General features: G+C 71.2%; 8 protein-coding genes and 1 riboswitch. Of the genes, 4 read left to right on the forward strand and 4 right to left on the reverse strand.

Annotation, left to right across the window (positions count from 1 at the left end; genetic code table 11):
- Nucleotides 1–525 (reverse strand): coiled-coil domain-containing protein (locus AXW62_RS35400; RefSeq protein ID WP_370682958.1); only part of this gene is annotated, 525 nt, incomplete at its 3' end.
- Nucleotides 526–1,453: 928 nt separating this feature from the next.
- Here AXW62_RS35400 and AXW62_RS35405 point away from each other — a divergent pair.
- Nucleotides 1,454–1,807: a hypothetical protein gene (locus tag AXW62_RS35405; RefSeq protein WP_060948034.1), complete on the forward strand. Its 354-nt coding sequence runs from the start codon at nucleotides 1,454–1,456 to the stop codon at nucleotides 1,805–1,807.
- A 97-nt stretch (nucleotides 1,808–1,904) separates the two neighbouring features.
- Entirely contained in the window at nucleotides 1,905–2,693 is a 789-nt protein-coding gene (locus AXW62_RS35410; protein ID WP_370682959.1) for a L,D-transpeptidase, read from the forward strand.
- Between the two features lie 57 nt (nucleotides 2,694–2,750).
- Here the strand turns inward: AXW62_RS35410 and AXW62_RS35415 are convergent, their stop codons facing one another.
- Nucleotides 2,751–3,926 (reverse strand): C40 family peptidase, encoded by a 1,176-nt coding sequence (locus AXW62_RS35415; protein WP_060948035.1) that lies wholly within the window; start codon nucleotides 3,924–3,926, stop codon nucleotides 2,751–2,753.
- A gap of 8 nt (nucleotides 3,927–3,934) precedes the next feature.
- A riboswitch (cyclic di-AMP (ydaO/yuaA leader) is annotated at nucleotides 3,935–4,096 on the reverse strand.
- Nucleotides 4,097–4,270: 174 nt separating this feature from the next.
- Between AXW62_RS35415 and pcrA the strand changes: the two genes are divergently transcribed.
- Complete coding sequence (pcrA, locus tag AXW62_RS35420) at nucleotides 4,271–6,745, forward strand: DNA helicase PcrA (RefSeq protein WP_060948036.1); 2,475 nt, start codon at nucleotides 4,271–4,273, stop codon at nucleotides 6,743–6,745.
- A gap of 246 nt (nucleotides 6,746–6,991) precedes the next feature.
- On the opposite strand, the gene AXW62_RS35425 is transcribed toward pcrA, so the two are convergent.
- On the reverse strand, nucleotides 6,992–8,740 hold the full coding sequence (locus AXW62_RS35425) for a M23 family metallopeptidase (RefSeq protein ID WP_063817726.1): 1,749 nt from the start codon (nucleotides 8,738–8,740) through the stop codon (nucleotides 6,992–6,994).
- A gap of 976 nt (nucleotides 8,741–9,716) precedes the next feature.
- Between AXW62_RS35425 and icmB the strand changes: the two genes are divergently transcribed.
- On the forward strand, nucleotides 9,717–10,127 hold the full coding sequence (icmB, locus tag AXW62_RS35430; protein WP_030828591.1) for a coenzyme B12-dependent isobutyryl CoA mutase small subunit: 411 nt from the start codon (nucleotides 9,717–9,719) through the stop codon (nucleotides 10,125–10,127).
- A 57-nt stretch (nucleotides 10,128–10,184) separates the two neighbouring features.
- On the opposite strand, the gene AXW62_RS35435 is transcribed toward icmB, so the two are convergent.
- The coding region (locus AXW62_RS35435; protein WP_060948038.1) for a DUF5691 domain-containing protein at nucleotides 10,185–11,498 on the reverse strand (1,314 nt) is incomplete at its 5' end.

An 11,498-nucleotide genomic window follows, 5' to 3' on the forward strand; every position in this document is an offset into this window, starting at 1 on the left:
GGAGGCACGCAGAGCGGCGAGGCGGTCGGCCGCCTCGCCGCGGACCTGGCGTAATTTCCGCTCCTGCCGGCCGACGGCGGTGATCAGGGCGGACTGGCGGTTCCCCGCGCGTTCGACGATCGAGGCGCGCTTGAGGTACTGGTCGGGGGAGGAGGACAGGGCGAGTTGGAGGGCGGCGGCGACCGTCCCGGAGCGGTACTGGGCGGCGCCGAAGGCGCCGAGGGCGTTGCGCGCGGTGTTGAGCCGGGTGGTGCGGCGGGCGGCCTGGTCGCGCAGCGCGTCCAGCGCCTGACGGGCCCGGTCGGCCTTCTCCTTCGCGCCGTTGTACTTCTCGGTGGCCTGCTCGGCCTCCCTGCGGTACTGGTCGACCTTGGCTCGCACCTGAGCGGGGGTGAGGCGGTTCTCGGCGTGCCCGGTGCCGTGCAGAAAGGTGGCGGACGCGGCGCCGGTGAGGGCGAGGAACGCGGCCGCGCGGGCGGTGCCGCTGGTGAGCAAGCGCTGCTTGGGCTTCCTGTGCGACGCCACTGCGGCGGTTCACCTGGTCTTTCTTGGGCATTACGGGACGTATCGGAAGTCCCGGACCTACATGGGAACGGACGGGCAGGTGGCAGCCCACCATGAGGCGGGGACCCTCGGTTGACGGGAAGCGGACTGCCACCTGGAGGGGAAACTAGGCCGAAAAGTGGGGTCCATGCGGGGGAATGACCGGGAGTGGACGGATTTCACCGCTCCGGTGACGGCGATTGATCGACCGGCGAGTGGGTTCGTCGGGAGTGTGGGGCGGCCCTGACCGAAGCGCCGATAGAAGCCCGCCGTGGTGCCGGGTGATGATATGCGCGGGCCGCCCCGGGCACTGGGGCTGGCGGACCCGGGCCGCGCCTCGAGTACGAGGCGGTGGGCACGCGGGCCGACCCGGGCGCCGGACGGTACCCGCGTGGGCCGACCCGGGCACACCCGCCGGTGACGTACGCGGGCTGTTCCGGGTGCCGGACGGTGGCGTACCTGGGATCCGCCCATGCGTGGGCCGCCCCTGGCAACCGCGCGGTGACGTACGCGTTGACCTGCCCATGCGCGGGCCGAGCCGGGCACCACGCAGGTGGCGTACGTGCGGGCTGCCCCCGGAGCCGGACCATAACGTGCGCGGGCCGCCCCGGGGTGCGTACCTTCGGGCCGACCCGGGCGGCGTACGCGCGGGCCGACCCGGGCACACCGCCGGTCACGTACGCGGGCCGCCCCGGGCGCCGGACGGTGACGTACGCGTCGACCCGCCCATGCGTGGGCCGACTTAAGCGCCGCGCAGGTGGCGTACGTGCGGGCCGACCCGGGGAGCTGCCCCGGGCGACCGGACGGTGAACGTACCCGCGGGGCCCACCCGAGTGTCGGACGGTGAACGTACCCGTGGGGCTCACCCGAGTGCCGGGCGGTGAAGTGCGCGCGGTTAGTCTCCGGAGCCATGGACGTACTCATTCACGTGTTCGTCGGTCTGCACATCGTCGGCATCGGCGCACTGCTCGGTGGCTTCTTCTCGCAGATGAAGGCGATGGGCGCGGGCGAGGCCCGGATGACCCCGGCGATGCTGCACGGCGCACTGACCATGCTGGTGACCGGCGCGGTGCTGGTCGGGCTCAATCAGGCCGAGGACAACAGCGTCAACACCGTCAAGATCGGCCTGAAGCTGGCGCTGCTGATCGTGATCCTCGGACTGGTGTATGTGAAGCGCGACGAGGAGAAGGTCGAGTCGGCCGCCTTCGGCGCGGTGGGCGCCTTGACAACGGCAAACATCTTCATCGCCGTGCTGTGGACATGACGAACTGATGTACGGGGAAAAATCAAGACACCCTCGTGCAACCGTTTGCACTCGCGAGCTGTCCTAGCAAGATGTAGGGCAGTCGAGAGGAGTGGCCATGGGGGTAGTGGGGGCTGTCGGAAGTCGACGTAGCCGGCGCGCGGGTGTCGCACTGGGACTGGCGGGGATGGCGGGGGTGGCGGTGCCGCTCGCGGTCGCCGCGGCCGGTCCGGCGCAGGCCCAGACACGGATGCACGCCCAGACGCAGGCCCAGGCGCGATCGGTGACACCGGCCGCCATGGCGGCGTCGCCGTGCACGACCAGCACGGGGCCGTACCAGAAGCAGGCCGAGAAGTTCCTGGGCCGCCCCGTCGACGGGCGGCAGTCGCGAGCGGACTGCCTCGCGATCCAGAAGTTCCAGATCAACCACGGCATCAGCCCCACGATCGGCTACGCGGGCCCGATCACCTCGGGGGTGATGAAGGTCGTTGGCGTCCAGAAGGCGGCCGGCCACAACCCGAACGCGGCGAAGAAGTGCCCGACCAACAAGGGCCGTATCGCCTGCATCGACCTCACCCGGCAGCTGAGCTGGATCCAGGACGGCTCCCGGCTGGTCTACGGGCCGGTGCCGGTGCGGTCCGGCCGGAACGGCTTCGAGACCCGCACCGGGCTGAAGAAGATCTACTGGCGGCACATCGACCACTGGTCGACGCTCTACAAGGTCGCCATGCCGTACAGCCAGTTCTTCGACGGCGGTCAGGCGTTCCACTCGATCGCCGGCAGCGTATGGTCCGCGCCCGGCTCCCACGGCTGCGTCAACATGCGCAAGGCGGACGCCAAGAAGTACTGGAGCCTGCTGAGGAACGGCGACGACGTGTACGTCTACGGGCGCAAGCCCGGCACCTGACGAGGGCGATGACGCCGCCGCTGCCCGGGGCCCGGCCCCGGGCAGCGGCATGTCGGCCTACGCGGGCCGTACGCTCCCGTAGATGGGCATCTCCGTGATCGGCGCCTTCTTCACCACATCGCCCGGCTTCGGCGCGTGGATCATCATCCCGTCGCCGATGTAGAGGCCGACGTGGCTGATGTCGTCGTAGAAGAAGACGAGATCCCCCGGCTGGAGTTCGGACGTCGAGACCCGCGTACCGGCCTTCACCTGGTCCCAGGTGGTGCGCGGCAGCGAGATCCCGGCGGACTTCCAGGCCGCCTGGGTCAGCCCTGAGCAGTCGAAGGAGCTGGGGCCGGTGGCGCCCCAGACGTACGGCTTGCCGAGCTGTGCCTTCGCGAAGGCGATGGCCTGGGCCGCCTTGGAACCGTTGGAGGGGGCCGAGGGAGCCGTCGAGCCGGAGCTGTCGCTTCCGTTCTGCTGCTGCTCCTGCCCCTGCTCCTGCCGCTTCTTCCGCGCGGCGGCCTCCTGCCGCTGCTTCTCGGCGAGCGCGGCGGCCTTACGGCGGGCTTCTTCCGCCTTCTTCTTCTCGAGCGCCGCCAGCCGCGCCTTCTCCTTGGCGGTCAGATTCGCCAGCAGCTGCCGGGCCTCGGTCAGCTTGGTCTGGACGGTCTTCTTCTGGGTCTTCAGCTGCTTCTGCGACGCGGTCAGCGAGGCGAGGCTCTCGGCGGCCCTGCCGCGCTCCTCGGCGGCCTTCGCCCGCTGGGCCTGGAAGTCGTCGACGGCCTGCTTCTGTCGGCCGGTCAGCCGGTCCATCAGATGCGACTGGTCGAAGACGTCCTGCGGACTGTCGGCGAACAGCAGGGTCGCGGCGGAGCGGGCCATCCCGCCGTCGCGGTACTGGGCGGCGGCGTAGGTGCCGAGCGTGCGCCGCGCCTCGTTGAGCTTCTCGGTGCGCTGGGCGACGGAGTCCAGCAGCTTGTCGACCTTGGCCCGCTGTTGGTCGGTGCGCTCCTTGGCGGCGTTGTAGCGCTGGGTGGCCGTCTCCGCCTGGTGGTAGAGGGTGTCGACCCTCTCCTTGACCTTCTCGATCGACCGGGAGGCCGGCTCGGGGGCACCGGGCGCGGCGTTGGCCGTCTGGGAGAGGAGGGTGACGGAGGCGAGGGCGGCCGTGGTGAACCCGACGGCCGTACGGCGGCTGTGACCGGTGAGCGGGCCGGATATCCGGCTCCGCGGTTTGCGGTGCGACGCCAAGGGAGGCGACTCCTTCCGTGGACCGCCTACCGGGTTAGCTGTCGGGTTCGGGCGGTTCGGAAGGTTGCCCTACGGCCGTTCGCGCGGCACGTCCGTGCCGCCGTCGGGCCGATTCACCCCGGTGTTGCGTCGGGTCCCCGGCTCCGGCCGCCTTGCGGCGGTGCCCGGACTCGGCGGAGGCCGCCCGTGCCGACGTGGTTCGCCGACTGATCGTCCGGGCCGCCTGACGCAGGACGGTAGCCAACGTGTGGGGCTCATGTGAAGGCTGGTGGTTGTTTTGCCCGAAACCGTTTCGTGATGTTCGGGCGTCGGCTGTCAGTGGGGCGGCCTAGACTCGGGGAGCGATGAGCAGCCTCTTTGACGACAGCTTCCTGGCGGACCTCGGGCCTCCTTCGGACGAGGAGCGGCCACCGCCGCCCGAGGATTCGGCACACCCTGGCCACGGGGGCGCCGAGGACGTGCCGCATCACCTCTTCAGCGGCGACTTCGACGCGCCCGTGCCCCGGGAGGCTCACTACCGGGACGGCGCGGCGCGGCCCGCCGTGGATCCGGCCTCCCTGCTCGAGGGGCTGAACGAGCAGCAGAGGGCCGCCGTGGAGCACACCGGCTCGCCGCTGCTGATCGTCGCGGGCGCCGGCTCCGGCAAGACCCGGGTGCTCACCCACCGCATCGCGTATCTGCTCGGCGCACGCGGGGCGCATCCCGGCCAGATCCTCGCCATCACCTTCACCAACAAGGCGGCGGGCGAGATGAAGGAGCGCGTGGAGGAGCTGGTCGGCCCCCGGGCCCACGCCATGTGGGTGTCCACCTTCCACAGCGCCTGCGTCCGCATCCTGCGCCGGGAGTCGAAGAAGCTCGGCTTCACCTCGTCGTTCTCGATCTACGACGCCGCCGACTCCAAGCGGCTGATGGCGCTGGTCTGCCGGGATCTGGACCTCGACCCCAAGCGGTTCCCGCCGAAGTCCTTCAGTGCCAAGATCTCCAACCTGAAGAACGAGCTGATCGACGAGGAGACCTTCGCCGGGCAGGCGTCGGACGGTTTCGAGAAGACCCTGGCCGAGGCGTACGCGATGTACCAGTCGAGGCTGCGCGAGGCCAACGCGCTGGACTTCGACGACATCATCATGACCACGGTCCATCTGCTCCAGGCGTTCCCGGACGTCGCCGAGCACTACCGCCGCCGCTTCCGGCACGTCCTGGTGGACGAGTACCAGGACACCAACCACGCGCAGTACACACTCGTGCGCGAGCTGGTGGGCCCGGACACCGACGAGGCCCCCGCCGCCGAGCTGTGCGTGGTGGGCGACGCCGATCAGTCGATCTACGCCTTCCGGGGCGCCACGATCCGTAACATCCTCCAGTTCGAGGAGGACTACCCCACCGCGCGGACCATCCTCCTCGAGCAGAACTACCGCTCGACCCAGACCATCCTGAGCGCGGCCAACGCGGTCATCGAGCGCAATGAGAACCGCCGCCCGAAGAACCTGTGGACGGAGGCCGGCGCCGGGTCCGAGATCATCGGCTATGTGGCCGACACCGAGCACGACGAGGCCCAGTTCGTCGCCGACGAGATCGACCGGCTGACGGACGCGGGCGACGCCAAGGCCGGGGACGTGGCGGTCTTCTACCGGACCAACGCCCAGTCCCGTGTCTTCGAAGAGGTCTTCATCCGGGTCGGGCTGCCGTACAAGGTCGTCGGCGGGGTGCGCTTCTACGAGCGCAAGGAGGTCCGGGACGTCCTCGCGTACCTGCGGGTGCTGGCCAACCCCGAGGACTCCGTCCCGCTGCGCCGCATCCTGAACGTGCCCAAGCGCGGTATCGGCGAGCGCGCGGAGGCCATGATCGACGCACTGGCGCTGCGCGAGAAGATCACCTTCCCGCAGGCGCTGCGCCGGGTCGACGAGGCGTACGGCATGGCCGCCCGCTCGGCCAATGCCGTCAAGCGGTTCAACACCCTCATGGAGGAGCTGCACACCATCGTGGAGTCCGGGGCGGGCCCGGCGACCGTCCTGGAGGCGGTGCTGGAGCGCACCGGCTATCTGGCCGAGCTCCAGGCGTCCACCGACCCGCAGGACGAGACCCGGATCGAAAACCTCCAGGAGCTCGCGGCCGTGGCCCTGGAGTTCGAGCAGGACCGGGGCGAGGAGAACCCCGGCACCCTCGCGGACTTCCTCGAGCAGGTGGCGCTCGTCGCCGACTCCGATCAGATCCCGGACGAGGACCCCGAGGGCTCCGGCGTGATCACGCTGATGACGCTGCACACGGCGAAGGGCCTGGAATTCCCGGTCGTCTTCCTCAGCGGCATGGAGGACGGCGTCTTCCCGCATATGCGGGCGCTCGGCCAGACCAAGGAGCTGGAGGAGGAGCGGCGGCTGGCCTATGTGGGTATCACCCGGGCCCGCGAGCGGCTCTTCCTGACCCGGTCGACGATGCGCAGCGCCTGGGGACAGCCCGCGTACAACCCGCCGTCCCGCTTCCTGGAGGAGATCCCGGACCAGTACGTGCGGTGGCGGCGCACCGGGCCCGCCACCCCGTCGGCGTCCATGAGCGGCGTCGCCTCGACCCCGCCGTCGGGGCTGTCCTCCGGTCTGTCGTCGTCGCGTTCGCGCACCGGGGGCAGCGGGTTCGCGACCCGCCGGGCCAAGGAACGTCCGGTGGTCGCCCTGGCCATCGGCGACCGGGTCACCCATGACTCGTTCGGACTCGGCACGGTGGTGGCGGTGAAGGGCAGCGGGGACAACGCGGAGGCGACCATCGACTTCGGCGACGAGAAGCCGAAGCGGCTGCTGCTGCGGTACGCACCGGTGGAGAAGCTGTAGCCGGTACCCCGGTGGAGAAGCCGTGGCCGGTGGCTGTGGCGGTAGCCGCGGCGGGGGCGCTGCGAGGGCGCGGCGGCGGCGCGGCGGCGGCCGTAGCGGTCCGTGGCGCGCTGGTGGCGCGTTACGGGGGGGTGGGTCCGGCGGACGTCCGGTCCGGCGGGCCGTCCGGGTCCGGACGCCCGGCCCGGGTGGGCCGGAGCGGGTTCGGGTGGGCCCGGGTGGGGTCTCAGGCCCGGGTGGGCCGGGTCAGGTGGGGTCCAGGCCCTGGCCGCGCAGCCAGGGCAGCGGGTCGATGGCCGAGCCCCCGCCGGGGTGGACCTCGAAGTGCAGATGCGGGCCGGTGGAGTTACCGGAGTTCCCCGAGTACGCGATGGTGTCCCCGGCCTTGACCGACCCGGAGCGGATCTTGGCGCTGCTGAGGTGGCAGTACCAGGTCTCCGTACCGTCCGGGCTGGTCAGGATGACCATATTGCCGTAGGCGTCGTTCCACTGCGTCCTTACGGTGCCATCGGTGGCGGCCATCACGGGCGTGCCGTAACTCACCGGGAAGTCGATGCCGGTGTGCACCGACATCCAGTTGATACCGGCCTGGCCGAACTGGGCGCTGAGGCCGTGCTGGGCGACGGGCAGCGCGTACTTCGGGCGCAGCGCTTCCTTCCGCGCCGCCTCGGCGGCCTTGCGCTTCTTCTCGGCGGCCTGACGCGCCTGGAGGTCGAGCCGCTCCTGGGTTCGGCTGGCCCGGTCGCGGAAGTCGTCGGCGCCCTCCCGTACCCCGGCGAGCTGGGAGTCCAGCTTGCTGTTGGCGACGGAGGGCTTCACCGGGGTCGCCGCGGTGTCGGCGGCGGCCTGGGTGGTGGGTTCGTCCTTCTTGTCGCTTCCGATACCGCTGACCGATGCGGCGGCCACGGCGGTGACGCCCAGGGCGCAGACGGAGGGGACGGCGACGGTGAGGAGCGCGGAACGCTTGGGGCGGGCGGAGGGGGTACGGCGGCGACCGCGGCTCGCCTCCCGGCGGGGGGAGGGGGCGGATTCCCGCGCGGCCGCCGCCTCGGGTTCAGGTTCCGGATCGGGGGCCGGATCGTACGGCTGGCCCGGCTCGTCGACCGGGTCGAGGACGGCGGTGTGCTCGAAGTCGCCGGGCTGCTCGAACACGGCCGTCTGCTCGAAGGCGTTGGTCTCGTGCTCGGCCTGGTCGAGTCCGGGCCGCTGACCGTGACCGGTGTGCTGGCCGTGACCGCTGTGCTGATCGAGACCGCTGTGCTGATCGAGACCGGTGTGCTGATCGAGACCGGTGTGCTGATCGAGACCGGTGTGCTGATCGAGACCGGTGTGCTGATCGTGGCCGGGGTTGTGGTCGAGTCCCTGCGGGTCGAACCCCGGGTGACCGGGTTCCGCCTGGTCGTACTGCCCTTCGTCCAGGGTCCCGTAGACGGAGGTGTCCCAGATCTGGGTCTGTCCGGTGTCCACGCCCGAGGTGTACGTCTCGCCCTGGTACTCCGTGCCGCGGTGGTCCCACTGGCCCGGCATCTCGGTCTGGCCGGTGGCGCCCGTGTCCCAGGCGCCGATGTCCCACTGGGCGCCGGTCTCGGTGTCCTGCTGGGTGGGGATGCCGGTCGGCAGGTGATAGCCGGCGGCGGCCCACACCGCGGTGGTGTCGTAGGCGCCTGAGTCGTAGTGGGCCGTGTCGTAGTGGCCCGTGTCGTGCTGCTGGTACTGCCCGGTCCGGTGCTGGTCGGCCATCGCCCACTGTGAGGCGTCGTACTGACTGCTGTGGGCGCCCTGTCCACCGTCATGCCCGCCCGGAAGCGTGCCGAAGAGCGGGTCGCCGTCGCCGTAGGCGGTGGCCAGGTGGTCGAAGCTGCCGGTGGAGTAGCCGTCGTACCCGGCGTAGCCGTGCGCGGTGTCCTGCCGCTGACCGTATGCCTCGTCGTACGGATACGAGGCGTCGGGAGCGGGGACGGTCGGAGAGGCCCCCGACGGGTGACGGTCGTTCACCACCAACTTCTCTTTCGCCTCGGCTGCAGGAGAATTAGCGGCGACTGTACCCGGCGGTACGCGGCACCGACAATCTTCGGTGACTTTTCAGCATCTCGGGAAAGGGCATTTGGCCGTCTTTCGGCTGACTGTACGCAGTCCCTTGGCCGGATGTTCGATTGACGTTCGGCAATTCCGGGCCCGCTGAAGCCACCGGGAATGGGTCTGAAGTGCCCGGCCGTAGCGCGGTGGTGGCGCGTCGGCGGCACGTTCGGCGGCGTCCAGGGCCGCGTGGATCTCGTCGGGCCACGGAGAAATGCACCGCCAGAGCGAGATGTCCGATTCTGTTGACGTGGGTGTTGCGGGAGATCACGTCCGGATGGTCCATCCGGACCGTCTCCGCCCGGATCATCAACTGATCCACATCGTTCCGGAAAGCGATGAAACGCGTACGGCAATCAGGGGCAGGCCGCCGCAACTCCGTTATCACCTCGGAGTCGGGGCACATCTGGCGCGTGAGGGGATGTACGGACAACAGGGGTGCGATGGACATGGCCCTGGGCCGGGGCGGGCTTCGGCGGCGCGGTGGCCCGATGGCCGGGACCGCATGGTGGAGGACGCCGGGAGAGCGCGGGGAGAGAGTCGGGAGAGCGCCGGGGGGGCACGGGGAGAGCGCCGGGAGCGCAGGGTGCGGGACCGCCCGTCGCACCGCGGCGCCATGCGACTGCCGACGGCGCTGCGCGGTGCGACGGTCCCCGCTGCGGCTCCCCTGATGTGGCCGGCCCGAAGCGTATGCGGCGTCCGCGCGGCGGATGTGCGGGGTGCGGCGGACGCGGATGCGGGTGTGGATGCGGGTGCGGCCTTCGGTGAACGTGTCCCACGTGTGATTTCCCCCTCGCCGCGCGGCGCGAAACTGCCGGGTAGCGGATGCTGGGGATAACGTTCGTTCACGTCGATGCGGGCGAGGCTTGAAGGGCGCGAAGAGCTGGAGGCTGCGATGGGTGTGACCGGTCCGATCCGCGTGGTGGTGGCCAAACCGGGACTGGACGGCCACGACCGCGGGGCGAAGGTGATCGCGCGGGCGCTGCGCGACGCGGGCATGGAGGTCATCTACACCGGGCTGCACCAGACGCCCGAGCAGATCGTCGACACCGCGATCCAGGAGGACGCCGACGCGATCGGGCTGTCCATCCTGTCCGGTGCCCATATGACCCTGTTCGCCAAGGTGCTGGAGCTGCTGCGGGAGCGCGAGGCCGAGGACATCAAGGTCTTCGGTGGCGGGATCATCCCCGAGGCGGACATTCCCCCGCTCAAGGAACAGGGTGTCGCGGAGATCTTCACACCGGGCGCGACGACGGCGTCCATCGTGGAGTGGGTACGCAAGAACGTCCGCCCGGTGGTCGCCTGACACGTTCTGGAGCATGGCTGGGGTCTGGGGCGTCCGGGGGGCGGGTGTCGGTGTGGGTCAGGTCGGTTCGAGTTCGGCTCGCATGGTCGCCCGCAGGCGCAGTGTTCCCACCAGCCGCTGGAACGCCTCCGCCCAATAGCCCCCGGCACCCGGCGCCGCTCCCTCCGTCTCGTCCGGTATCGCCGTCAGCACCTCGAGCCGATCCGCCTGCGCCGGGTCAAGGCAGCGCTCGGCCAGCCCCATGACCCCGCTGAAGCTCCACGGGTAGCTGCCCGCGTCCCGGGCGATGTCCAGCGCGTCGACCACGGCCCGGCCCAGTGGCTCGGCCCAGGGCACCGCGCACACCCCGAGCAGCCGGAAGGCGTCGGACAGTCCGTGGGACGCGATGAACTCGGCCACCCACTCCGCCCGTTCCCGGGCCGGGAGCGCGGACAGCAGCTTCGCCGGGTCCCGCCAGGCGGCGGGGGCCGCCTCCCCGGCATGGGCGGGCGCCACGGCCGGGGTGCCGAGCAGCGCCCGGCACCACTCGGCGCTGCGTTGCCGCACCGCGGCCCGGCACCAGGCCGCGTGCAGATCCGCCCGCCAGCCGTCCGCGACGGGCAGGGTCACGATCTCGGCGGGAGCGCGTCCGCCGAACCACTCGCTCCAGCGGTCCAGCGGAGTCGCCTCCACCAACTGGCCGAGCCACCAGGACCGCTCCCCCCGGCCGGAGGGCGGCTTGGGCACGATGCCGTCACGCTGCATGCCGCTGTCGCACTCCTCCGGCGGCCGGACGGTTATCCGCGCGCCGCCGGTCGGCCCCTCGTCGGGCCGCTCGCCGGTTGGCCCCTCGCCGGTCGGGCGATCGGCGAGCGGTCGAGCAGCGAACGGTCGATCGGCGAGCGGTCGATCGGAGGTCGGCTCGTCGGTGATCTGCCGCTCGGTGGTGGGCTGGTCGGTGGTCCGCCCCTCGGCGGTGGGCTCGTCGGTGGTCAGCGACATACAGGCCCGTGACCGCTCGGCCATCCGTGCGGCGAGCGCGGAACCGGGGAGCGCGGAGAGCAGTTCGGCGGCGGTCGCCCGGACGTTCCGACTGCGGTCGGACAGCGCCCGTTCGAGGAACGGCTCGTCCGACGGGGAGAGGTCGTCGCGCAGCGAGTCCAGGAACATCAGCCGGTCCTCGGCCCGCTCGGTCGACCAGGTGCCGCTGAGCAGCGCCAGCCCCGCCGCCGGGTCGCGGTGGCGCGCCGCGGCCAGCAGCGACACCCGCTCGGCGAACAACCCCTCCTCCCACAGCCGCTGTTCACCGGCCGGGGCGGCGGCCGTCCCGGAGGGCTCCGGGACCGGGGCGGGAGCGCGGCCCGCCGCGCCCCGCAGGGCGAACTTCCAGTC

The sequence above is a fragment of the Streptomyces hygroscopicus subsp. hygroscopicus genome (assembly GCF_001553455.1).
GTDB lineage: Bacteria > Actinomycetota > Actinomycetes > Streptomycetales > Streptomycetaceae > Streptomyces > Streptomyces hygroscopicus.